14 protein-coding genes and 8 pseudogenes are annotated in these 24,596 nt (G+C 60.4%); 12 read left to right on the forward strand and 10 right to left on the reverse strand.

What is annotated here, in order from left to right; all coding sequences use genetic code 11:
- Nucleotides 1-180 precede the first annotated feature (180 nt).
- Nucleotides 181-3,915 carry a C48 family peptidase gene (locus tag ACVILI_RS32130; protein ID WP_457102759.1) on the forward strand — a complete coding sequence of 1,245 codons (3,735 nt, stop codon included), beginning with the start codon at nt 181-183 and terminating at the stop codon, nt 3,913-3,915.
- 107 nt (nt 3,916-4,022) lie between these two features.
- Here ACVILI_RS32130 and istB (ACVILI_RS32135) read toward each other — a convergent pair.
- The 3 genes and pseudogenes from istB (ACVILI_RS32135) to ACVILI_RS32145 all read right to left on the reverse strand — a co-directional run.
- Nucleotides 4,023-5,622 (reverse strand): annotated as a pseudogene (gene istB, locus ACVILI_RS32135) (IS21-like element helper ATPase IstB).
- Complete coding sequence (gene istA, locus ACVILI_RS32140) at nt 5,619-7,133, reverse strand: IS21 family transposase (protein WP_457102398.1); 1,515 nt, start codon at nt 7,131-7,133, stop codon at nt 5,619-5,621. The pseudogene istB (ACVILI_RS32135) and the gene istA (ACVILI_RS32140) overlap by 4 nt, the downstream one beginning before the upstream one ends.
- Nucleotides 7,134-7,323: 190 nt before the next feature.
- Nucleotides 7,324-7,495 (reverse strand): annotated as a pseudogene (locus ACVILI_RS32145) (IS481 family transposase); the annotation flags it as partial.
- A 72-nt stretch (nt 7,496-7,567) separates the two neighbouring features.
- Here ACVILI_RS32145 and ACVILI_RS32150 point away from each other — a divergent pair.
- The 6 genes and pseudogenes from ACVILI_RS32150 to ACVILI_RS32175 form a co-directional block, all read left to right on the forward strand.
- A pseudogene (locus tag ACVILI_RS32150) lies at nt 7,568-8,281 on the forward strand (IS5 family transposase); the annotation flags it as partial.
- Between the two features lie 93 nt (nt 8,282-8,374).
- Nucleotides 8,375-9,642: pseudogene (locus tag ACVILI_RS32155) on the forward strand (IS256 family transposase).
- A 201-nt stretch (nt 9,643-9,843) separates the two neighbouring features.
- Nucleotides 9,844-11,356, forward strand: a pseudogene (gene istA, locus ACVILI_RS32160) (IS21 family transposase).
- Between the two features lie 12 nt (nt 11,357-11,368).
- Nucleotides 11,369-12,124 (forward strand): IS21-like element helper ATPase IstB, encoded by a 756-nt coding sequence (gene istB / locus ACVILI_RS32165; protein ID WP_038646815.1) that lies wholly within the window; start codon nt 11,369-11,371, stop codon nt 12,122-12,124.
- 182 nt (nt 12,125-12,306) lie between these two features.
- Nucleotides 12,307-12,597: pseudogene (locus tag ACVILI_RS32170) on the forward strand (IS5/IS1182 family transposase); the annotation flags it as partial.
- Between the two features lie 73 nt (nt 12,598-12,670).
- A complete protein-coding gene (locus ACVILI_RS32175) occupies nt 12,671-13,369 on the forward strand; it encodes an IS6 family transposase (protein ID WP_457102804.1) in 699 nt (232 codons plus the stop codon).
- 117 nt (nt 13,370-13,486) lie between these two features.
- Here ACVILI_RS32175 and ACVILI_RS32180 read toward each other — a convergent pair whose 3' ends face one another.
- From ACVILI_RS32180 to ACVILI_RS32190, 3 genes and pseudogenes are all read right to left on the reverse strand, one after another.
- Entirely contained in the window at nt 13,487-14,635 is a 1,149-nt protein-coding gene (locus tag ACVILI_RS32180; protein ID WP_091586688.1) for a redoxin family protein, read from the reverse strand.
- Nucleotides 14,636-14,973: 338 nt separating this feature from the next.
- A pseudogene (locus ACVILI_RS32185) lies at nt 14,974-15,096 on the reverse strand (IS6 family transposase); the annotation flags it as partial.
- 57 nt (nt 15,097-15,153) lie between these two features.
- Nucleotides 15,154-15,642: a transposase gene (locus tag ACVILI_RS32190; RefSeq protein ID WP_457102760.1), complete on the reverse strand. Its 489-nt coding sequence runs from the start codon at nt 15,640-15,642 to the stop codon at nt 15,154-15,156.
- A gap of 39 nt (nt 15,643-15,681) precedes the next feature.
- On the opposite strand from ACVILI_RS32190, the gene tnpC reads away from it, so the two are divergent.
- Together tnpC and ACVILI_RS32200 are read left to right on the forward strand one after the other, a co-directional pair.
- On the forward strand, nt 15,682-16,965 hold the full coding sequence (tnpC, locus tag ACVILI_RS32195; RefSeq protein WP_240565528.1) for an IS66 family transposase: 1,284 nt from the start codon (nt 15,682-15,684) through the stop codon (nt 16,963-16,965).
- Nucleotides 16,966-16,973: 8 nt separating this feature from the next.
- Nucleotides 16,974-17,405: a plasmid pRiA4b ORF-3 family protein gene (locus ACVILI_RS32200; protein WP_240565529.1), complete on the forward strand. Its 432-nt coding sequence runs from the start codon at nt 16,974-16,976 to the stop codon at nt 17,403-17,405.
- A 30-nt stretch (nt 17,406-17,435) separates the two neighbouring features.
- On the opposite strand, the gene ACVILI_RS32205 is transcribed toward ACVILI_RS32200, so the two are convergent.
- Both ACVILI_RS32205 and ACVILI_RS32210 read right to left on the reverse strand, forming a co-directional pair.
- Nucleotides 17,436-17,951 carry an IS5 family transposase gene (locus ACVILI_RS32205; RefSeq protein ID WP_457102761.1) on the reverse strand — a complete coding sequence of 172 codons (516 nt, stop codon included), beginning with the start codon at nt 17,949-17,951 and terminating at the stop codon, nt 17,436-17,438.
- 233 nt (nt 17,952-18,184) lie between these two features.
- On the reverse strand, nt 18,185-20,071 hold the full coding sequence (locus ACVILI_RS32210; RefSeq protein WP_019863152.1) for an acyltransferase family protein: 1,887 nt from the start codon (nt 20,069-20,071) through the stop codon (nt 18,185-18,187).
- Nucleotides 20,072-20,186: 115 nt separating this feature from the next.
- On the opposite strand from ACVILI_RS32210, the gene ACVILI_RS32215 reads away from it, so the two are divergent.
- Nucleotides 20,187-20,885 (forward strand): IS6 family transposase, encoded by a 699-nt coding sequence (locus ACVILI_RS32215; protein ID WP_457102804.1) that lies wholly within the window; start codon nt 20,187-20,189, stop codon nt 20,883-20,885.
- Here the strand turns inward: ACVILI_RS32215 and ACVILI_RS32220 are convergent.
- Nucleotides 20,834-21,196, reverse strand: coding sequence for a hypothetical protein (locus ACVILI_RS32220; protein WP_457102762.1), 363 nt, complete (start codon nt 21,194-21,196; stop codon nt 20,834-20,836). The genes ACVILI_RS32215 and ACVILI_RS32220 overlap by 52 nt on opposite strands.
- 93 nt (nt 21,197-21,289) lie before the next feature.
- Between ACVILI_RS32220 and nifA the strand changes: the two are divergent.
- A pseudogene (gene nifA, locus ACVILI_RS32225) lies at nt 21,290-22,414 on the forward strand (nif-specific transcriptional activator NifA); the annotation flags it as partial.
- Nucleotides 22,415-22,553: 139 nt separating this feature from the next.
- Here nifA and ACVILI_RS32230 read toward each other — a convergent pair.
- Complete coding sequence (locus ACVILI_RS32230) at nt 22,554-23,258, reverse strand: IS6 family transposase (RefSeq protein WP_038655013.1); 705 nt, start codon at nt 23,256-23,258, stop codon at nt 22,554-22,556.
- Between the two features lie 85 nt (nt 23,259-23,343).
- Between ACVILI_RS32230 and ACVILI_RS32235 the strand changes: the two genes are divergently transcribed.
- Entirely contained in the window at nt 23,344-24,567 is a 1,224-nt protein-coding gene (locus tag ACVILI_RS32235) for an IS256 family transposase (protein ID WP_038649879.1), read from the forward strand.
- Nucleotides 24,568-24,596 lie beyond the last annotated feature (29 nt).

Below are 24,596 nucleotides of genomic sequence, written 5' to 3' on the forward strand. Positions count from 1 at the left end.
TTCCGGCACTCATGCCGATCTCAGGCAGAAATTCCACTTATCACCCTGTCCAATTTTGCCGAGCCACCTCTGACCTCTGTGCCCCTATTCAGCCGTCGCAACAAAACCTCGTAGTCGTCAGGTTCTCAACAGCTTCCCTGTGATACATCCAATCGCTTATATTGCTGAAAGTGACAACGGATGGATTTCACCTCAACCAAGCGGGTGCGCGGACAATCGAACCGGGCCAGCCTGGAAGATAGCTCACGTTCGGCTCCGATCGCAGGTGTGGCCGCGTTTGAGCGGCAACTGAGCGAAATCGCCAATTCAGGTGGAGGTGGTGGAGCAGTGCCGGCCGGCTCGGCGCCGCAGCCGCCTCAGTTTGTGAAAAGGCTCAGTAAGCGCCCTCTTCACGCCGTGGATTCTGAGTCTATTTCGGCCCTCGAGGCTGCCCTCATTAAGGGCAATGCCGCCGAGTACACCGCCAGCACCTATGTAGGTGTTCTTCGCGGCTTTGGCCGCTGGCTCTTCGCAAACAACAAAGATCCCATTAAGGATCGGCTAGATCTCGAGTCGCTGACCGATGATGCGCGCGAGTTCGTTGGAAAGGGTGATCCCAAGACACTCCTTACGGCAATTGATCATCTCCGGACCTCGCAATCGACGGGGGGCGTCGTGCCGATCGCAGCCCGCGCTGAGTTGATTCCTCACCCCGAGGATGTGGCCCTGATACATGAGTACAAAAACGAAGTGGCGACAAAGACCGGCAGTACGTATGCAGGTTCTCTTAGGAGCTTCAGTGACTACCTACGTCAAAACAACAAGAAGGGAATTGCTGGTCGACTTTCCGACGGGTTGTTGAATGGAGATGTCAAGGGCTATAAGGAGGACGCTGGTGGTAATCGAAATATCGCTTACGCACTGGCTTGTCTCCGAAAATCGCAGGCTGGGGTTAAAGCGATTGAGCGCGCGCGCCACATGTTTGGGGTGATGGCCGAACAGGGCGTGTCGTGTTCGGCGCCGCAGCAGACTCAGTCAGCTCGGCTGGGCAGAAACCAGCCCCTTTATCTCGAGGACACAACTCTTATTTCGGCGCTTGGCGCGGCCCTCATCAAGGGCAACGCCGCCAAGCGCACCGCCAGCAACGACATAAGTTCTCTTCTCAGCTTTGGCCGCTGGCTCTTCGCAAACAACAAACCTCCTATTAAGGATCGGCTCGATTGCGAGTCGCTGACCGATAATGCGTCCGAGTTCATCGGAAAGGGTGACCTCGCGAGGCTCCTTAGGGCAATACGCCATCTCCGGACCGCGCAGTCTACCGGCGGGATCGTGCCGATCGCAGGCCGCGCTGAGTTGGCTCCGCATCCGGAAGACGCGGCTCTCATCAACCAGTACAAAGACGAAGCCCAGACAAATACCGGCAGAAGCAATGCAACGGTTCTCAGGAGCTTCAGTGACTACCTGCATCAAAACAACAAGAAGGGCATTGCTGGTCGGCTGTCCGGCAAGGCGTTGGATGGAGATGTCAAGAGCTACAAGGAGGACGCCGGCGGTGGTCCAAGGATCGGTTCCGCACTGACTGACCTCCGAAAATCGCAGGCCGGCGTTAGAGCGATGGAGCTCGAGCGCCGGGTTCCCCTCGTTCCTATTCCCGCGGACGCGGCACTGATGGAGCCGAGGCGGGCCGGCGAGGCGATTGCGCAGCACAGCGCGTCGCAGGAAGCTGTTAGTTGGCCAAAGGAGCTTCGGACACGGCAGGATAATCAACCAGCCCCGTCATTTTTCATCGCTCCAGGGAAGTTGCCCGCTGGACCGGATAGCCTTAACAATATCGCGGCGGGCGCTTTCGGAGCAGCCGACGCTCGGCACGCTGGGGATCAGGCTGCCGCCCGGCCGTTGTTAGCGCTTAGCGAACAGCAGATTCGCCGCTCGCCTGGCGCGCCTGACAGGGGCAACCTCCTACCGACCGATTGGGTCATCATCAACAATGAACATTCCACAGCGCTGTTGAGGCCAGCGAAGCGGCAGAGGAAACTGAATGCGCCGCCAGCCGTCGCCATTCAGCTGCAGCTGAACGGGATCGCTAATTCAGGCGGTTGCATGCCGATGCAGCCCTCCGCCTACCAGGTGGGCGCATTGCCATTGGAAGAGCAGCTCGTCGTGCGGGGGAGAGAGTCCGAATACATTCCAAGGCTGCAGTCTGAGATTAGGGGTATCGGGGGCGCCGCTGCGCAGCACAGTGCCCCGCATGACGCTATCGCTCCGCGATTCGTCGTTCCTATGGAAGATTACGATCAGGATCTACTTTGGGAGGGAATGAACAAGGCCGACTCACTGCCCTCTCTGGGGTCAAGTGCGAGCCATTGTCAACCGCCGGCGTCTGCAGGAGCCGTGCATGCTTTGAACAGGCGTCACGACCGCCATCCGGGTGCGGACGAGTTTGCCGGGAGCAGCGTCCTGCCGAGGCGCAAGGACGGCGGGTTCGAGGCAATGGTCCATCGGAATCCGCCCACACCATTCGAGCTCAATGCTATGGTTCCGGCACCTGATTTTCCGCCGCCGTTTGCCGGGCCAGTACCGGCTCATCACCATGGCGCTCGACAACCCAGCGTGCCGCAGGAACTTTCTCCCGTGCCAACGTCATCGAACGGTAAAGGTTTGGCGTGGTTAAGCGAGGAGTTGGTGCGGCGGCAGATGCAAGAGCTGGCTTCACTATTACGTGCCGGAGCTCAGCATCTCTATCCTGGCTCTGAGGCATTGGTTGCTTCAGATCCGTCCGACTTGCGCGACGATGCTCACTTTGCGCCAGGGCCGCCGCCCGGTACGAGGGCTCGTTCAGGCACCTTCGATGGTCTTCAGTCTTTTGTTGATCTGAATGCGCCCACACCGTCCGACTTGCGCGACGATGCTCACTTTGCGCCAGGGCCGCCGCCCGGTACGAGGGCTCGTTCAGGCACCTTCGGTGGTCTTCAGTCTTTTGTTGATCTGAATGCGCCCACGCCGTCCGACTTGCGCGACGATGCTCATTCCGCACCGGTGCGTCCGCGCAAGCAGACGCTCGGCGACACGGAGCGGCAAACGATGATGCAAGGGACAGAGGCCGCCGCCGTCTTCGGGCCGGGAGGCCCCGGTGACGGTCCGCTCATGCATCGCGGTCGACTTTCGCCGATGGGTGAAGCTGCGCCAGCGACGCGGGCCAAGATTCGCCAACCCGCATCGCCAGTAACCACCAGGCCGGGAGACACCTACCGCGGCCTTCCAGTGGTTGATTTGACTACGTCCACGACCACCTCCTCCGATACTCAGCTCGGGGCGTCGGGTCCGAGAGCCTCATCCAATGTCGCGAAGGGATTGGTGCTCGGGCCCGACCAGTGGCTCGCCGACGAGCACATACTGAGGGATTACAATTTGCTTCACGAGCAGCTGCAGGCGCTCGATCCGATGCTCGCCGCGCGGACGCTGCTGGTGGATCCGTCGGTATCCCATCTACTGCGTCATCGCGAGCTGCAATACGCGCGAGACATATTGCAGTCCATCTATAATCGAAATGCCGGCCCAGCCGACTTCGTGTTCGTGCCAGTGAACAACGGCACTCTTACCCGCGAAGGCAGTCATTGGTCACTGCTGCTGGTTGATCGCCGCAATCCAGAAATGCCGGTCGCCTATCATTACGACTCCCTCCAGCGAGCGGGCCACAACAACGCGCCTGCAAAACGGCTCGCGAGAGTGCTGAACGCCACCTCGGAGCCAGCTCCCATGGCCCAACAGCTGAACAATCATGATTGCGGCGTCTTTGTCTTGGACGGCACGTGGGAGCTGGTTCGACAATTGTTGGACGGGCAGCGGCCGGACCACGGGCCCCTACCCCTGGACGACCTCGTCGCCGACCGGCCGGCGCTGCAAGACCGCCTAAGGAGACGCTTGCCACACGAGTAGCAGCTGCGGCAGCCGCTGGATTATAAACTCGCGCCCCAATGATGGCGTTCGAGCCAGGGGAATTCCGGCAGCTGTTGGATAAGAAGCATGCCTCATCGACGCCGGAACTAGATGTTTAGTCCCGGCATTTGCTGGAGCGGATTTAGCGTGAAGCGTTCCGGCTGTGCAGCCCAGGGCTTGCAGATGAACTCGTATGGAGTGAGGCCCTTGAGGGTCTTCAGTCTGCGAGCGAAGTTGTAGGCTGCGACGAAGTCGGCGAGGTGCTGCCGGAGCTGATCGTGGCTCTCGTGGTAGAAGCGCTTGACGGTTGCGTCCTTGATGGTCGGTTTCATCCTCACGACCTGGCCGTTGGTCCATGGGTGCCTGGCCTTGGTGGTGCGGTGGTCGATGTCGTTCCTGGCGCAGGTGTATTCGAAGGCGTGCGCCCGGAACAGTTCGCCGTTGGTGATGGCCTCTTTAATCAGCGGGACGGCCGAGCCACCGGCGCCAGGCGTCGTGAATTGGATGCCGTTGTCGGTGAGCACGGTGTGGATCTTGTAAGGGACGGCCGCGATCAGCCGGAGCAGGAACTCTTTGGAGACGGCGGTGGTGGCCTTCTCGTGCAGTTCGACGAAGGCGAACTTCGATGTGCGATCGATGGCGACGAACATGTGCAGCTTGCCCTGTTCGGTCCGCACCTCGGCGACGTCGATGTGGAAGTAGCCGATCGGATAGCTCTTGAACTTCTTTCTCGCGGGCTTGTCACCCTCGACATCCGGCAGCTGTGGCGCGACAATTCTGATGAGAAGCGCGCGACAATCTGGATGAGAATCTGGTGTCGCGGCGGAGGTGATGATCGCGGCATTGATTGCCGCGCGCAAGAGGGTTTGTCGGTTTGATTGTCGCGGCGCGTCAATCAGCGACGCTGTTGGCGGGTGTGGCATAGGACGCGGGGCGTCCCGGGCCACGCTTTCGCTCCATGGCCTCGCGGCGCCTGTAGCTCTCGACATTCATCTCGAAGATGGTGGCGTGATGGACGAGGCGGTCGACCGCGGCGAGCGTCATGGCGGGGTCGGGGAAGACCTTGCCCCATTCGCCGAACGGCTGGTTGGCGGTGATGAGCATTGAGCGCCGCTCGTAGCGGGCGCTGATGAGCTCGAACAGCACGCTGGTCTCGGCCTGGTCCTTGGTGACGTAGGCGAGATCATCGAGGATCAGGAGATGGAACTTGTCGAGCTTGGCCAGAGCGCTCTCGAGCGCCAGGTCTCGCCGTGCCGTCTGAAGCTTCTGGACGAGGTCGGTTGTTCTGGTGAAGAGCACCCGCCAGCCATTCTCGATGAGCGCAAGGCCGATGGCTGAAGCGAGATGGCTTTTGCCGCCGCCGGGCGGGCCGAACAGAAGCAGGTTCGCCCCCTTCTCCAGCCAGCTGTCGCCGGCGGTGATCGCCATCACCTGGGCCTTGGAGATCATCGGCACGGCCTCGAACGCGAAGGTGTCGAGGGTCTTGCCCGGCAGGAGGCGGGCCTCGGCGAGGTGGCGTTCGATGCGGCGGCGGTCGCGTTCGGCCAGTTCATGCTCGGTGATCGCGGCGAGAAAGCGGGCGGCGGGCCAGCCTTCCTTGTCGGCCTGTTCGGCGAATTGCGGCCACATGAGCTTGATGGCCGGCAAGCGCAGTTCGTTGAGGAGCAGGCTGAGCTTGGCGGTATCGACAGTGGTGTTGGTCTTCATGCCGCGTCTCCCGTCAGGCTGGCGCCGAGCAGGGCTTCATAGGCATTGAGCGGCGCAAGGCGCACGACGACATTCGGCAGCCGGGAGGGATCGGGGGCGAAGCGTTCCCGCAAGGCGGCCATGTCGGGCAATCGGCGCGCCTGCAGCGCGGCATCCAGTTGGTCGGCCAGTTCGCTCTCGCAGGCGCGCTCGTGAGCCATGGCGAGAAGATCCACCATGATGCGGCAGGCCTGCCGCTCCGGCAGCCGCTCCATGAGCATGTCGAAGGTGTGCCGATACGCCTCGCGCGGAAAGAGCTGGTCGCGATAGACCAGGTTCAACAGCGCCATCGGCTTGCGACGCAGCGAATGGATGACATGCCGGTAATTGACGACCTGATCGTGTTTGCCCGATGGAGAGGCACGTCCGCGCGGCAGCGTCACGAGAAGGGTGCCGCCGATGAAGATGTCCAGTCGATCGTCGAAAAGGCGCACCCTGAGCCGGTGGCCGATCAGGCGCGAGGGCACGGTGTAGAACACCTTGCGCAGCGTGAAGCCGCCCGATGAGGTGACGCGCACGGTGACCTCCTCGTAGTCGGATGTGCGCCGGACGGGCAGTTCCTGGAGCTCGGCGCGCTCGATGTCGATGCGCTTGGAATTGCGGGCGTTCATGCGGCTGACGATCTCGTCGACGAAGCGGCGGTAGCAGACCAGATCGCCGAAATCGCTCGATCCTCTCATCAGAGCCGCGTCGTCGATCGCCCGCTTGAGATGGCCGTGCGGGCCTTCGATGGAGCCGTTCTCATGCGCGATGCCGCGATTGTTGCGGGAAGGGGTCATGCCGTAGTGGCCGCACAGTTCGTCGTAGCGGCGCGTCAGGTCCGCCCGGGCGTCCTTGTCCAGGTTGCGGAATGCCGGCGAGAGGCTGTCGCTGCGATGCTCGCGGGGAGCCCCGCCGAGCGACCACAGCGCGTTCTGCAGGCCTTCCGCCAGGGCGACGAAGCTCTCGCCGCCGAGCACGACATGAGCGTGCTCGAAGCCGGAATAGGCGAGCCGGAAATGATAGAGCCGGTGGTCGAGCGGCTGGCCGGCGATCGTGATGCCGGCTTTACCCATGTCGGTGAAATCCGACAGGCCGAGGCGGCCGGCCTCATGCACCTGTCGGAAGATGACCTCCTGCTCCACGCCGTGGACGGCGCGCCAGGAGCGGACGCGCCGCTCCAGCGTGCGGCGAACGCCGTTGCCCAGATCGGGGTGGCGGCGCAGCATCTCCTCGAAGATAGCTATCGCGCGAATGCCGGGCGCGGCTTGCAGCATCGGCACGACCTCGGTCTGAAAAATATCGGCAAGCGGGTCGGCACGGCGTCGTTCCCGCGGCGCCTTCTTCTGCGAGGGCAGCCTCGAATCCTTCTCGATGCGATAGGCCGTGGCCGTGCTGATCGACGCCTTTGCCGCCGCGACGGCTGTCGAATTGGTCTGACGGAACTTCATGTAGAGTCTCATCTGGTGATCGGTTACGTGGCGGCCGGGCACAAAGTGATTCCTCCAAATCGGAAAAACCACCGGCATACCCGGTCGACCGCGATCACCAGACAAACGCCCCCAAAAAGGCAGCGGCGCTGGCGGGTTGAAACTCCAGTCGGGCTACGCCCTCCCTGCGATCCAACCCGCCAGCATTCTCATCTTGATTGACGCAACGCTCGCACCTTCATTGTCGCGCCGCAGGCAGCCGACCGATGCCGTGGCGCTGCAGGCAGCGATGCAATGAAGACCGGGGTCAAATGCGGGATCGTTGGCTGCAGCGCATAGAGACAGTCGTCCAGTGGCAGCAGCGTGTAGCGACGGAAGGCGACGATGATCGCCTCTTCCTCGACGCAGAGCACCGTCGAGCGCGGCGTTGGTGCACGGATCTTTTATTGGTGTGGGTTTAGGCAAGCGGTCACCGCAATAGCCTTTGTAGCGTAGCCATGCCTTTCAAACACAATACCAGCCGCCGCCATCATATTGAGAAGATGAAGTTCAGGGTGACGAACTGGCCAGAATATGAGGCAGGACTTCGTCATCGCGGCAGTTTGACCCTGTGGGTGACGCCGGAAGCCCTGTCCAGGTGGCAAGCGCCGAGACGCAAGACACGTGGCGGCCAGCACCGCTATTCTGATCTGGCGATCGAGACCACCTTGACGCTGGGCCTTGTGTTTGGCCTGCGGCTGCGCCAGGCAGAAGGCTTGCTGGAATCGGTGCTGCAACTGATGGGGCTGGCGCTCGCTGTCCCCGATCATACCACCCTGAGCCGTCGGGCGCGGACATGGCAATCGCCCAACAAACGGCATGATCGCCGGGTTGCGCCGGAGGGACCAGTGCATGTTCTTGTCGACAGCACCGGCCTGCAGGTCTACGGCGCGGGTCAGTGGCTGGAGGAGAAGCACGGCGCCAGATCCCGTCGCAGTTGGCGCAAGCTGCATCTGGCACTGGATGCCAACAGCGGCGAGATCATTGCCCATACCCTGACTGATCAGGACACTGGCGATGTCTCTCAAGTTGAGCCACTACTCGACCAGATTGGCGGTCCGATCGGACAGTTTACTGCTGACGGCGCCTATGACGGAAAACCGACTTACGACGCAGTCATCGATCATAGCGCTGCCGCCGCAATCGTCATTCCGCCTCGCGTCAACGAGCTATGGCGGAAAATGGGTGATGACGGTTTGAGAAGGGCGGCGTATCGAGGCGGGTGATTGAAGCCTGCCAGAACCTCTCAAGGAGAGCGATACGCCATGAACGAGACTATCAACATTGTTCGCCTTCGTCAGCCCGACGAGATCGATGATCCCCTGACGGATGTGCTCCGCACCGGCGCGCGCAAATTGCTGGCGCAGGCGATCGAGATGGAGGCCGAAGCGTTTCTTGCCGAGATGCGGGATCTGAAGCTGCCGGACGGACGTGAGCGGCTGGTCCGGCACGGTCGCGGCCCGGAGCGGAGCATCCAGACGGGGATCGGGCCGGTGCCCGTCAGCCGGGTGAAGGTCCGGGACCGCGGCGCGACCGGCGAAGCGGACCGGGTCCGGTTTTCCTCATCGATCCTACCCAAATGGGCGCGTCGGACGCGAAGTCTGGACGCGCTGCTTCCCGTTCTTTACCTGCGCGGCGTTTCGACGGGCGACTTTCAGGAAGCTCTGGCAGCCCTGCTCGGCAAGGAGGCAGCGAACCTCTCACCCTCGGTGATCACGCGGCTGACGGCAGAGTGGACCACCGAATACGAGCGTTGGCAAAAGCGCGATCTTTCGGCGCGCCATTATGTCTATGTGTGGGCGGACGGGGTCTATCTCCAGGCGCGCATGGAAGACCATGCCGAATGCATGCTGGTGCTGATCGGCGCCACGCCTGAGGGCAAAAAAGAACTCGTCGGCTTCCAGACAGGGATTCGTGAGAGTGCGCAGAGCTGGCGCGAGCTGCTGGTCGACGTGAAGCGTCGTGGCCTGCAAATCGCGCCCGATCTTGCCGTCGGCGACGGCGCGCTTGGCTTCTGGAGCGCGCTCGATGAGGTCCTTCCCGGCACCAAGCACCAGCGGTGCTGGGTGCACAAGACAGCCAACGTGCTCAACAAGGTGCGAACTCAATGCAGGCCGGCATGAAGACAGATCTGCGCGAAATCTTTTCCGCCCCGAACCGAGCCTCAGCCGAGACGGCGATTGCCGTCTTTGTCGAGAAATATGATGCGAAATACGGCAAGGCGGTCGACTGCCTGACCAAAGATCAGAATGCCTTGCTGGCGTTCTACGATTTCCCCGCCGAACATTGGGATCATCTGCGGACATCGAATCCCATCGAGAGCGTTTTTGCCACCGTTCGCCATCGCACGGTGCGCACGAAAGGCTCCCTATCATCGAAGACCGCAAGGCTGATGGTCTTCAAACTGGTCATGGCCGCCGCCAGGACATGGCGACGATTGAAAGGACAAAATCAGTTGCCGAAACTCATCGCAGGTGCCAGATTCCAAGATGGAATCGAGGTCATCGAATTGAAGCCGCAGAGCGCCGCTTGATCAGCCTGCGGATTCCGACGTGAAGCCGGCCGCCATTCCGATCAAACACCGGCCACCATTCCGGTATGAAGCCGGCCACCATTCCAACCAAAGACCGGCCGGTTTTCGGCACTGAAGATTACCTCCTGGGTCAGCAACTTTGGCATCAATTACCTCGCGATGAACGAGGACATTTTGATGCCGGCAAAGAGAAGGCTGACCATGAGACAGTTGAGACAAATGCTTCGGCTTGCCGGAAGCGGGACCAGCTCCCGCGAGATTGCGGTCGTGCTGGGAATAGCACGCAGTACGGTGCAGGATAATCTGCGGCGCGCAGCGGCAATCGGGTTGAGCTGGCCCCTGCCAGGCGCAGCTGACCGATGACGCGCTTGAGAACAAACTCTTCGCTCGCAATGGCGTCAAGCAGGGCACGCGGCGGCGCACAGAGCCGAACTGGGCCCATCTTGCCGTCGAGCTCAAGAAGCCGGGCGTCACGCTCCTCATCTTGTGGGAGGAGTATCGAGGAAGTCATCCCGACGGATATGGCTACAGCCGGTTCTGCGAGCTCTTTCGCAGCTTCGAACAGCGGCTTTCGCCGACGATGCGCCAGGAACACGCCGCCGGCGACAAGGTCTTCGTCGACTATTCCGGCAAGAAGATCCCGATCGTTGATCGAGACACCGGCGAGATCCGTGAGGCGGAGATCTTCGTGGCAGTGCTGGGTGCGTCCAGCTTGACCTATGCCGAAGCGACCTGGACCCAGACACTGCCGGATTGGATTGGTTCACACGTCAGGATGTTTCGTTTCTTTGATGGCGTTCCCCGCCTGATCGTCCCCGACAATCTGAAGTCGGGCGTCAGCCGCGCCAGCTTCTACGATCCCGAGATCAATCGCAGCTACGGCATGATGGCATCCCATTATGGCGTCGGCGTTCTTCCGGCACGGCCGCGACGGCCGAAGGACAAATCGAAAGTCGAGAACGGCGTGCGTTTCGCCCAGTCATGCATTCTGGGGCGGCTGCGCAACCAGACCTTCTTCTCGCTGGCCGAGGCCAATGCCGCAATTCGCCAGGCACTCAATCGCATCAATGATCACGTCATGCGTCGGCTGGGCGTCAGTCGCCGGCAACTGTTTGAGAGCGTCGAGCGTGCTGCGCTGGCAAGCCTTCCGAGCGAAGACTACGAATTCGCCGAGTGGCGTTTGGCCCGCGTCTCGACGGATTACCACGTCGAGTTCAAGACCTTCTTCTATTCCGTACCGCACAACCTCATTCGTCAGCAAGTCGATCTGAGGGCAACGGCACGCACCATCGAGATCTTCCACCGCGGCAAGCGCATTGCCGTCCATCAGCGCCGCTATGGCGGCCCTCGTCATGGGACGGATCCGGATCATATGCCCAGCTCCCACCGGCGATATGCCGAGTGGACGCCGGATCGTTTCCGTCGCTGGGCCGCATCCGTCGGGCCCGAGACGGAAGGCTTGGTTGTCGCAATCCTCGCCAGCCGCCCACATCCTGAACAAGGCTTTCGAACATGCCTGGGTGTCCTTCGCCTGTTTCGCGATGTCACACGCGATCGCGCCGAAGCCGTCTCAGCCCGCGCTGTCGAGATCGGTGGGCTGAACTGCAAGAGCATCGCCTCGCTCATCGCCAATCACAAGGCCGCAAGGCATTCCACCGAACCGACCGCCATCGTCGATCACGCCAATCTGCGTGGCCCTGATTACTTCCATTGAGGAGACATACCAATGCTCATCCATCCGACCATCAACATGCTGCGCGAACTCGGCCTTCATGGCATGGCCACTGCCTTCCAGGAACTCGACGCACAATCCGAAGCACGCGGCCTCGAGCATGGCGAATGGCTTGCCATGCTGCTCGAGCGCGAGGCTACCATGCGCCGCCAGAAGCGTTTCGAAGCCCGCGCCAGAGCTGCAAAACTTCGCCATGACGCACAGATCGAGAATGCCGACTTTCGTGCCGCACGCGGTCTTGATCGCAATCTGTTCATGGCGCTCGCCGGCTGCGACTGGATCAGAAAGCATCACAGTCTTCTCATCACCGGGCCGGCCGGCGTCGGCAAGAGCTGGCTGGCCTGTGCGCTTGGCCACAAAGCTTGCCGAGAGGATTTCTCCGTCGCCTATCACCGCGTTCCCCGGCTGTTTGCAACGCTTGCCCTCGCGAGAGGCGACGGACGTTATGGCCGGATCCTCAAGCAACTCGCCAAAACCGACCTTCTCATTCTCGATGACTGGGGACCGGAAAAACTCAATGATGACCAGCGGCGTGATGTGCTTGAGATCATTGAAGACCGCTACGAACGCCGATCGACAATCGTCACCAGTCAGCTGCCCCTGGATCGCTGGTACGAGATCATTGCAAACCCAACCCTGGCCGATGCCATCCTGGACCGCCTCGTTCACAACGCCTATCGCATCGATCTCACCGGTGAAAGCATGCGAAAACAGCGCTCGCCGAGAGCGTCCGAAACAGCGCACGCTTGACCTGAAACGAAACCCAATCCAAACATCAACGAGACCCAGGATCAGTCCGAAAAATGGCCGGCTTCAAATCGGAACACCGGCCGGAATGAAATCGGAATGACTGGCCGGCTTCAAATCGGAATCGATGGCCGGCTTCGTCGGAATACGCAATCAGCCTCGTCACCCAAATTCCAGCATAGCTCCGCGTCAACGCGGTCGAACCATTCGACGATAGACCTGCCGGCCAAAGGGACCAGCATATCGCCGCAATCGGTAGAGACAGCCGGATGAAATGGCAGGTCTCCAACGGTTATGGCAAACGCTCGTTGGTCGAGACCGCCATAGGGCGATACAAGTCCACCATCGGGCGGCGTTTGCGGGCACGGTCGCTTCCCGTTCAGCAGACCGAAGTCGCCATCGGCTGCGCCGTCCTCAACCGCATGCTTGCCTGCGCACGCCCGAAATCCGCCCGCCGCAAGGCGGCCACGGCATAGTCTGGCTCTGTCGCAAACCTTTCGGTAAGCGGACTATGACATGGAACGCCCCTCAGCTTTGGAGGAGTACGTGATGTTCAAGGGCCGCCATTTCGACCAGTCGGTGATCCTGCTGTGCGTACGGTGGTACTTGGCCTACAAGCTCAGCCTCCGCGATCTGGAAGAGATGATGGCCGAGCGCGGCTTGAACGTCGATCATTCCACCGTGCATCGCTGGGTCGTGCACTTCTCGCCGCAGCTGCTGGAGCGCTTCAACCGGCGCAAGCGCACCGTCACCGGGAAGTGGCACATGGACGAGACCTACATCAAGGTGCACGGCAAGTGGATGTATCTCTACCGCGCCATCGACAGCGTCGGCGACACGGTCGAGTTCTTCTTCAGCGAAAACCGTGACCTGCCGGCAGCCAAACGCTTCTTCCGCAAGGCCTTTGAGCGCCATGGCCGGCCGGATCGCATCGTCATCGACGGCAGCCAGACAAATCACGAGGCGATCCTTTCCTGCGATGCTGAAAGCCGTTTGCGCGATCGATCGCGGCGATCGCTGAAGCCGATCCGCACCCGCCAAAGCCAGTACCTCAACAATCGCATTGAGCAGGATCATCGACGGATCAAGTGCCGCATCAGCTCCATGCTCGGCTTCAAGGCGAAGGCGACCGCCGAAATTATCCTGTCTGGCATCGAGATGATCCACATGATGCGCAAACGGCAGGCGAGGTATGCCTACAATCCCAGCCCCTCAATCGCCGAGCAGTTCGCCATCCTCACGGCATAGAACGCCGACCCGGATTCCTGCCATCCTTTGTCCCGTTTCGATCTTTGCGACAGAACCGCTGTCTTTGGTTGATAAAGGCCGCGTACGATTTCGAACCGCTCTTGTTCCGACCCCTTCTTAGGTTTGCTCCTCGGCCACCCCATTGACGTTGGGAGAATCCTTTTGCGGAGCCACACAGATAGTGCCGTGACAAACCTTCTCACCCTTGTAGTTGGCCAGAGCCTGCAGCAACTGCGGTAGAAGGTGCTGTTTCAGGTCGTTCGAGATAGGCTCCGGACCGTCCAGCGCCTTAAGTGCCTGCTCGACCAACTCGATCGCGCGATCTTTGTTGCCGCTCTTATGATAGTACTGAGCGACCATCGGATAAGACATGAACTTAGAGCCGTCGCCTTGCGGCAGTGCCACGATGTGTTTAGACAGCTCTTCGCCCATCGCAAAGCGCTCAGCAGACGGCAAGCCGGCATAATCAAAGCACGGCGCGAAGAGTAGGAATAGCCCGTAATATATCCAATGCTTGGACTCTCTGTCGATCGCGTCGCGAACGAATTGGCGCATGACGGGCAAGCCGGCCTCCATGTCGCGCATTTTGTGAAGCAACAGATGCGCATGAGTCACGCGGAAATCGAAGTTGTCGGGCAACAAGGTGATGCCCTCTTCGATCGCCGAGAGCGCCGTCTTCCAATCCTCGGTCTGCATTGCCGGCCCAAGTTTGTCGTATATGGGCTTCTTCAGCGCTTTTTCGCGCGCATGGGTTTCGCCTTTCTCGATCCGCTCCCTGTCGGCGGCTTTCGCTTGATCGCTGGCGCGCCAGCTGCCGTTAAGCACCTTCGGCAAGACCTCATCGAGTTTCGTCGGACCACCAATAAAGGCGATGTGGGCGTCTCGGTCGACCACGAACGAGGTGGGAATCGTGAAAGAAAAGCTGGGCTCCATCCAAAGCTTTTTCATTTCGCCTGTGGAGTCGAACGCCATCCGATAGTTCAGATTCGAGAACTTTTCGGTCAACCAGGCGTCCAGCTTGCTTCGGGCCTCATCGGCCGTTGGAGCGGCTTCAGAAGCCGCGACTCCGACGATCTCAACGCCGCTGTCCCTGTATTTCTCCTGCAGCTGCATCAGATGGGACATCCCGTCCACACATGGGCCGCACCACGTTGCCCAAAATTCGATGATGTAAACTTTGCCGGGCTCAAAGGTCGTGAGGGGCTCGCCACGCAGCCAGTTCTCGACTTTAATCGAAGGAGCCGGGGAGTCGATCTGCAACACCACGTTGCGGTGCAAAGCTATTTCCAAAGGTTTCTGCACGAGCTGGTTTCCTCTCAGAGACGGCACACGGGTTCAGGGGAGAGAGCATCGCTCGTCTTGCCCATTGCGTGCAGTCGCCAACAAGAGGTGCAAAAGCCGTGCCAGGGCGCTCAGCGCGCTCAGCGCGCGGTAAGCGCCTGTTTGCTTTGAAAAACCTCACAGTCCCACATGGCCGGTCGTAATGACCTGACATTTTTGCGAATGTTTGTTCTGAACCTGACATTTTGTCCGCCGCTGTCAGGCTTGGTTCTGTCGCAAAGATCGAAACGGGACAAAGGATGGCAGGAATCCGGGTCGGCGTTCTATGCCGTGAGGATGGCGAACTGCTCGGCGATTGAGGGGCTGGGATTGTAGGCATACCTCGCCTGCCGTTTGCGCATCATGTGGATCATCTCGATGCCAGACAGGATAATTTCGGCGGTCGCCTTAGCCCTGTTGCATGGATCAGACTTTGGACGAGGCAACCCTATCCACTGCATTTTTCATGCAACGCGCTCGAACTTGGGCCGGCCAAGTTCTGTCATCCGGTTAAGAACACGGACGCCAATCTTCGCTTCAGTCTTCTGATTGTCAAAATGTCGCGCTTTGAGTTTGGGCCCGATCACAGCCTTCCATCGACCCATCTGGGTCTCAGCGCGACTGCGCTTGTTGTAGCCGGTGGATTTCTGCCATGCCATCCGCCCTTTGGTCTGGATTTCTGCAATATGGCGATCGCGGACAGATGGAACCAGCACCGATTGAGGGCTGGCAACGGCAGTCTTGGGAGGTGGGATAATGACCTCCACGATCTCACCAAAGCGTGTCGCCAGAAGATCTCGGGTTGGCGTTCCATCATAGGCGCCGTCGGCAATGAACTTCTCGACGGGGCCACCGATCTGGTCCAGAAGTCCTGGTAACGCTGTCGGATCGCCGACATCATCCACGGTCAGATCGGAACAAACAATCTCACCACTGACAAGGTAATTACCCACGCCCTTGTCAGGGGCAAGAATCCCTGAATCTATGGGGATATGGATCGCACTGATTTGCAGCGTCTGACGAAGGAGGAACTGATCGATCTGGTGCTGCGGATGCAGCGACCGGACAAGACGTCGCGCACGTCATCCAAGCCACCTTCGAGCGATCGCAAGGCGCGTCGGGACAGGGCAAAGCCTGGTGGCGCCAAGGCGGGTCATGAAGGTCACAGCCGCGCCATGAGTGAGGATGCCGATCGCATCATCGATCATCACCCCGACCAATGCCTTTGCTGCCGCGCCAGCCTGTCGAGCGACCTTGCTGCCGAAACCGTCAGCGAGCACGACAAGATTGAGCTTCCCGCGATCAGGCCTTTGATTGAGCGCCATCGGCGTCTGGCAGTCCGTTGCCCGTCCTGCGGCACGCTGGTCGTCGCGGCTGTGCCGGATGCGGCGAAGGGGACGCCGTTCGGGCCACGCGTGCACGCCGTAGCGACCTATCTCAAGACTTTCCAGGCCCTGTCCTACGAGCGGCTGCAGGGCGCGTTCGCGAACCTTTTCGGTCTCACCATCAGCCAGGGCGGACTGATGAACATGTTGCGCCGTGCGCAGGGCGCGTTCGCGGCCGAGTGCGACAAGGCCGTCGCGGCGTTGCGCCGGGCCAAGGTCATCTCCTCCGATGAGACCGGCGTGCGGATCGAAGGAAGCAACGCCTACCACTGGGTGTTTCGCTGCCCCGAAGCGGTTGTTCATCAAGCGGCGCCAACGCGCGGCGCCGTCGTGGTCCGGACCCTGATGGACGGCCATCGGCCCGACGTCTGGTGTTCCGATCGCTATGCCGCGCAACAAGGGCACGCAAATGCGCATCAGACCTGCCTGGCGCATCTCGCCCGCGACTTCGCCTATGCGGACGAGGCAAGTGAGGACATGCTGCCCTCACGGCTCAAGCGTTGGCTGCAAAGGGCCTTCGCCCTAGCCGACGGTGTCGAAACCTTCGCCGCCTCGACCATCGCCGGCAAGCGACGCGCCCTGGAGCGAAGTCTGAACGATATCCTTGCCACCACAACGTCGTGCGATCTGGCCCGCGACATCCAAAACAAGTTCAGGCGAGCTCGCGATCAACTTTTGACCTTTGCCCAATGGCCAGGAATGGTCGACGCGACGAACAACGCCTGTGAACGGGCGCTGAGACCCGCCGTCGTTCAACGGAAGATCACCAACGGCTATCGCGCCATGTGGGCCGCAAAGGGCGAAGCCGACATTCGAACCGTCGTCGACACAGCTCGTCTCACGCCAGGCACGAACCCCTTCAAAATCATCCTTCAAACCGTCAGCACCTGAAATCCGCCATGACTGAGCCCGCGACCTTGATCTTCCGAGCCTCTCTTCGGGCGCGGCTTTATCGGGACATCGAGGTGTTGAGTTCGAGCACGCTAGCGGAGCTGGCCGAAGCCATCGTAGCGGCATTTGGCTTCGACATGGACCACGCCTACGGCTTCTATTCAAAGCTGACGGGAAAGCTGTTCGACTCGCCCCAGCGGTTCGAACTCTTCGCCGACATAGAGGGGAGCGGCTCTCGCAGCGTGAAGGGCGCGCGCGTCACCACAGCCTTCCAGAAGGTGGGCTCGGCAATGACCTTCTTGTACGACTACGGTGACGAGTGGCGCTTCCGCGTTGAAGTTATTGGAACAGGGCAGGCGCAGCCCGATGCCAATTACCCGAGGATCGTCAGCAAGATCGGCAAGGCTCCCCCGCAGTACCCGGACATCGACGACGAGTGACGACGCATCGAGGGGACGAGGGGTGGGTAATTACCTGACAAGATTGAGACCAAGGTGCAGTTTGCGCCATCTTTTGCGTTTGCCCTTGGTTTTGTGCTTGTTTTCCAGCCACTCACCCTCGCCGAAGACCTTCAAGCCGGTGCTGTCGACAACCAGATGGACCGGACCTGATGTTGTGGCTCGGGACTTTGTCGACGGCAACGCCAGCCCTTTGCTCCGGCGAGACAGGGTGGAGAAGTCAGGCACGGCAATATCGAACCCCATCAGCGCCGCGACACTGCGCATCAAGCCTTGGGTCTGGCGTAGCGCCAGCCCGTAGACGACGCGCAGGGTCAAGCACAACGTAATCGCCAGATCCGAGTATTTCGGCTGACCACCCCGCGATGTCCGCCTCCGCGCCGTCCATAAAGACAGGGCCTCATCCTTCACCCAGATGGTCAAATCACCACGTTGACGCAGGCTTTCATTATATGCCGGCCAATTCGTCACTCGATATTTCTGCTTGGCAATCTTGTCCCGCCGATCGGCATTGAACTTGTGCGGCATCGTCGAAATCCGGATCAGGAGACTGAAAACCACCGCTCAATATCAGTCGCCGGGTGATCCACGCAACAACGCCGGTAGCAGCCTCACGCGGCCACATTGCAAACAACGTGACAACGCCCAACTGCGTGCTCGTCAGCACCATCGCTTGCAGGGCTAGGTTCGGCCTTCGGGCAATCGCAAAGCGGTTCCTCGAACAAACGCTCTTTCGCCTCCCTCGGCGCTGGCCGCGATTCCTATTTTGCCTTGGCGACCTTGTTGCTGGCGGCAAAGCTTGGCCAGTATTTCGAGATGGCGAGCGTCGCGCCGGCGGACGAGAAATGACCGTAGTCGAAGTAGAGGAACTGCCGGGTGCCGGCGTCGGCATAGGAGCAGCCTGCTGGGTCGCACAGATAGGCCAACGGGTCGATGAAAGTTGCCCCTTTGACGAATGGCAACACCTGCTTGTTGATGTCCGGATCCATGGCCATCGGCCAGGATGTGTTCGCGGCGTGCTCCCGTTTTGCGAAGAACGCGATTTTCTGGACGTCGGCGATGAACTCCGGAGACTGGCCGATGACGTAGACCTTGACGCCCATGTCGCGCAGCCGGTCCACCGTCTTCTGCAGGCCGTCAAAGCCCCTTGCCTGGTAGTCGGTCCATCTGCCGCTCAGGATCACCGCCTGGATGTTGGCATCGCGGATGATCGACAGCGCCCGTTCGTTGAAGCGAGTGCAGGCCGGCCGAGCATAGGAGAAGTAGCTCAGATTGGGCGGGCAGCCGGCATAGGTGTACTGGACGACGTTGGCCTGGATCTTCTGTGCATTGGCCTCCAGCCCCGATACGTAGTGCGCGGCGAAGGAATCGCCCCACAGCAGCACATTGGTGGCAAAGCCATGCGTCCGCGTGCAGTCGGCGAGGTTCCAGTTCTCGATCCGGCTCCCGCCCTCGTTGAAACAGACGCCATTGCGCCAGTCACCCACCAGGACCCGTTCCGTCGAGAAATCGGGGAACCGCTGCGGAAAACCCTTGCCCAGCGCACCAGCCAAGCCGACGACGCACAACAGGGCGATCGCCGTCGCCGAGAACGCGAAGATGGGCAGGGGGGCAGTGAAGGCCCGCTTCTGGCGGAAGGGCTGCTCGACATATTTCCACGAGAACGTCGCCAGCGCGACGCTGGCCACGATCATCGCCATGATCGTCGGCACGCCGATGGCCTTGAGCGAGAGATAATGGACGAACGAATTGATCGGCCAGTGAACGAGGTAGAGCGAATAGGAGATAAGGCCGATCCACACCAGCGGTGTGAGCCGCAGCACCTGCGTGGCGACAGGGACCGGCCTGTCCGCATGGGGCTGGCCGGCATAGATGAGCAGCGCCGTTCCGATGCAGGGAAACAGGGCATTGTAGCCCGGAAACGGATCGCTTTCCGAAATCGTCAGGAAGCCGAAGGCGATCAGGCCAAAACCGGCCAGCCCGATCAGTTCAGTCAGCGGACGGCTGGCAAGCGCCGGCGGCTTTCTCAGCATGAGCATGGCGCCCAGCGCCAGTTCCCAGATGCGCGTCGGCAAGAGGTAGAAGCCGGCGGTCGGCGCCAGCGTGGTTGCCATGACCGCCAGGGCAAAACTGCCTATGGCAATCGGCAGCAATATCGTCAGCCAGCGCTTCGAGGCGTATCGGTAGATCAGATATACGAGGACCGGCGCGAAGATATAATACTGCTCCTCGACCGAAAGCGACCATGTGTGCAAAAGCGGCCGCAGTTCCGCGTCGATGGAGAAATAGTTGGTCGTTTTCCAGAAATAGATGTTCGACCAGAAGGTCGAGGCCGCAATTACGCTCAGGCTGTACTCGTGGAGATCCGACGGCAGGAGGATGAACCAGGCGGCGATACTGGCGAGCAGGATGACGAAGGTCAGCGCCGGCAGGATGCGCCGCGCGCGGCGCCAGTAGAAGCGGCCGATCGAGAACTGGCCGCGCTCGAGATCGTCGAGCAGGCTGCCGCTGATCAGATAGCCCGATATGACGAAGAAGATATCGACGCCGGTGAAGCCGCCGGGAATGGCCGATACGCCGAAGTGGAAGAGCACGACGGGCAGCACCGCAACGGCCCGCAAGCCATCAATATCGCGCCTGTAGTTCATTCGGCGGGTCCGCATGCCGCGATCGGCTGTATTCGCATGCCACAGGGCTCTGTCGCAAACCTTTCGGTAAGCGGACTATGACATGGAACGCCCCTCAGCTTTGGAGGAGTACGTGATGTTCAAGGGCCGCCATTTCGACCAGTCGGTGATCCTGCTGTGCGTACGGTGGTACTTGGCCTACAAGCTCAGCCTCCGCGATCTGGAAGAGATGATGGCCGAGCGCGGCTTGAACGTCGATCATTCCACCGTGCATCGCTGGGTCGTGCACTTCTCGCCGCAGCTGCTGGAGCGCTTCAACCGGCGCAAGCGCACCGTCACCGGGAAGTGGCACATGGACGAGACCTACATCAAGGTGCACGGCAAGTGGATGTATCTCTACCGCGCCATCGACAGCGTCGGCGACACGGTCGAGTTCTTCTTCAGCGAAAACCGTGACCTGCCGGCAGCCAAACGCTTCTTCCGCAAGGCCTTTGAGCGCCATGGCCGGCCGGATCGCATCGTCATCGACGGCAGCCAGACAAATCACGAGGCGATCCTTTCCTGCGATGCTGAAAGCCGTTTGCGGGATCGATCGCGGCGATCGCTGAAGCCGATCCGCACCCGCCAAAGCCAGTACCTCAACAATCGCATTGAGCAGGATCATCGACGGATCAAGTGCCGCATCAGCTCCATGCTCGGCTTCAAGGCGAAGGCGACCGCCGAAATTATCCTGTCTGGCATCGAGATGATCCACATGATGCGCAAACGGCAGGCGAGGTATGCCTACAATCCCAGCCCCTCAATCGCCGAGCAGTTCGCCATCCTCACGGCATAGAACGCCGACCCGGATTCCTGCCATCCTTTGTCCCGTTTCGATCTTTGCGACAGAACCGCCCTGGTTAAGGGCTCGCGCGCGAATGTGCGCAGCTTCGCCAGATGATCGACTGGACGAAGCACCGGATCGACTTCCTCGACCAGCGCCATCGCCTCGGCGTCAGCGCCGGTAAATTCTCGCACGCGGCTGGTAAACACGCTGCATCTGTGTATCAGCGTCTTAAGTGTCTTGATGACTGCCTTCCACGCGAGCAAGCGCGACAATGAATCGCAGGCCTGCACGGCGTAGAAACTCCTGGCTGTGGCGGCCAACGGTGGCTCATCCCTGAGCCAGACTAAGCCGTGTGCGCCGAGGTACGTCGCAAGCCAGATAACGGGGCGTTGTTTTCGTGGCCCGAAACCGAGGAGACGATAATGGCCAATGGTGACACTAATCTAGACCGTAATCTAGACCGTGGGGAACCGATAGCAAAGCAGTACTTGCTGTCAGAGGGGATCATTGGCGACAGTTTGCCTTTGCGCAATCTGCTTCAAACAGTCGCGCGCGTCGCTAAGTACAACTTTCCGGTTCTCTTGCGAGGCGAATCCGGTACCGGCAAGGAGCTGGTCGCCAAGGCTATTCACGAGTTGTCGCCCCGCGCCAAGCGGCCCCTGGTAAAGGTCAACTGTGCGTCGCTGACAGAAAGCGTCCTCGAATCCGAATTATTCGGTCATGAGAAGGGCGCATTCACAAGCGCATTCTACTCGCATAAGGGACGCTTTGAGCTCGCTCACAAGGGGACGTTATTCTTGGACGAGATCGGCGAGATCTCACCCTCGTTTCAGGCAAAGCTCTTACGCGTGCTGCAGGAGCAGGAGTTCGAGCGCGTCGGCGGCAACCAGACCATTAAAGTCGATGTTCGCATCATTGCCGCGACGAACAAGAATTTGGAAGAGGCCGTTGTAAAAAATGAATTCCGTGCCGACCTCTATTACCGCCTCAATGTGGTTCATTTGCTGGTGCCGGCGCTACGCGAAAGGCGCACTGATATTCCGCTCCTCGCAGCCGAGTTTCTCAAGAAGTTCAACGATGAGAACGGCGGTATGCTGACCTTCGATGCCAGTGCGATTGAAGTACTGACAAGCTGTGATTTTCCCGGCAACATTCGCGAGCTCGAAAACTGCGTGTATCGGACAGCGGTTCTGGCCGAGGGAGCATCAATCGGGAGAGGCGACTTTGCATGCTGTCGGGGCCAATGCTTCGCTGCGGCGTTGCATAAGCTCACATCTGGAGAACTCGCGCTGCGACCCCGGTCGAACATGCCGCAGCAAGCGATTTCGGCCCCCTCCGCCGCAGTCTCGTCAGAGGCTGGAGGACAGCCGCCGGCGCGGCCTGCCGACGCAGTCCACTTGAACAATGCCGATCGGATCACGGCCGCCATGGACATATGTGGCGGGGTCCAAGCGAAGGCCGCACGCCTGCTTGGACTGACACCGCGCCAGATTGGTTACGCGCTGAAAAAACACGCCATCAATGTGAAGCGTTTTTGAAACAAACGACCGACGATGGCAGCTGGGGCAAATCCGACTTGGTGCTTTGGCGACTCGAGACGAAACGACGGAGTTCTGGCGTCAGTGGGCGTTGTCACGTTGTTTGCAATGTGGCCGCGTGAGGCTGCTACCGCGCTTTTCAGGCAGGCAGTGCACTCACGGCTTCCCACGCGGCCATTGCCTGGCGTCGATGGGTTCGAATTTGTGCTGCCGAGCGGTTGGTCTGGGAGGGGACGAAGAGATTTCGGACGGCGGAGAAGATCGACACGAAATGCTGCAATGAGCCGACCGACCGGAAACCCTGTCGCGTTCGTTCCCGTTTTCGGAACGGCAGATGAGAATTCTCCGCCCGGTTGTTCAAGCCTTTATGCGAGCGGTGTTCCACGTTCGGCATGACCTGGCGTTTGGCCGCCCCGTAGGAGCGCAGTTTGTCGGTGATCATACGCTTTGGCGGCAGACCCTGCTTCTTCAGAAGTCGCGTCAGCAGGCGCCTGGCGGCCTTGGTGTTGCGACGCGTCTGGACAATCTCGTCGAGCACATATCCGTCCTGATCAACCGCTCTCCACAACCAGCACTTCTGACCGTTGATGCGCACCACGACTTCATCCAGATGCCAGACATCGTCTTTCGTTGGTGCCTTGCGGCGTATGCGGCGCGCATAATCAGGGCCGTGCTTTCGGCACCATCGGCGGATGGTCTCGTAGGAAACGACGATCCCGCGATCGAGCAGCATTTCCTCGACATCGCGCAGGCTCAGATTGAAGCGGAAGTAGAGCCAGACAGCACGGGCCACGATTTCGATCGGATAGCGGTGGTTCTTGTAGGTCGGTGCACTCACGGTCATGGGCGCGCTGCTACCTCAATTTCCTTACGGGACTGTCAGGAATTCCGTGTGCGGGCGGGCATAATGGGTAAAAAGGTTTCCCACTATGACCCGACGCAAAGAACCTGCGATACCGAATGATCTTCTCGACCAGCTTCTGGCAGGCGGGGCAGCCAGTGCTGCCTTCGAACAGGGCGGCCTGCTGGATACGCTCAAGAAGGCTCTGACCGAGCGCGCGCTGAACGCGGAGATGGACCATCATCTGGCGAGCGGCGAAGACGCTGGCAACACGCGCAACGGTTATGGCCGCAAGACGGTGACGACCGAGACCGGCAAGCTGGAGATCGATGTTCCGCGTGACCGCCAGTCGAGTTTCGATCCGCAACTGATCGCCAAGTACCAGCGCCGTTTTCCCGGCTTTGATGACAAGATCGTGTCGATGTACGCGCGTGGCATGAGCACCCGGGAGATCACCGGGCACCTGCGCGATCTGTACGGCATCGATGTGTCTGCGGACCTGATCTCAACGGTGACGGACGCCGTGCTCGACGAAGTCGCCACCTGGCAGCAAAGGCCGCTCGATCCGATTTACCCGCTGGTCTTCTTCGATGCGATCCGGGTCAAGATCCGCGATGAAGGGATGGTCCGCAACAAGGCCATCCACATCGCACTGGGCGTGCGCGCCGATGGTGCAAAGGAGGTGCTGGGCCTGTGGCTCGAGCAGAATGAAGGCGCCAAGTTCTGGCTGCGGGTGATGAACGAGCTCAAGAACCGCGGCACGGAGGATATCCTTCTGGCCGTCGTCGATGGCCTGAAAGGCTTCCCGGACGCGATCACCGCTGTGTTCCCGGAGGCGATCGTCCAGACGTGCATAGTCCATCTGCTGCGCAACTCGATGGACTTCGTGTCCTGGAAAGATCGCAAGAGCCTCGCCGGCGCACTCAAGGAAATCTACCGCGCCGTCGATGCCGATGCCGCCGAAAAGGCGCTGGCGGCGTTCGAGGCCGGCCCCTGGGGCCTGCGCTATCCCGCCATCGGCCAGAGCTGGCGGCGCGCCTGGGCCGAGGTCATTCCATTCTTCGCGTTCCCTGACGACGTCCGCCGGATCATTTACACGACGAACTCAATAGAGGCGTTGAACTCGAAACTTCGACGGGCTGTCAGGGCCAGGGGCCATTTCCCCAGCGACGACGCGGCGACCAAGCTGCTCTATCTGATCTTGAACCGATCCGAGAAAGAGTGGAAAATGCCGCCACGTGAGTGGACCATGGCCAAGGCCCAATTCGCTGTCATCTTCGGCGAGCGCTTCATCAGGGCAATGGCTGCATAATGTTCAACAGCCCGCCCGCACACGGAATT

The organism is Mesorhizobium sp. USDA 4775, from assembly GCF_054062655.1.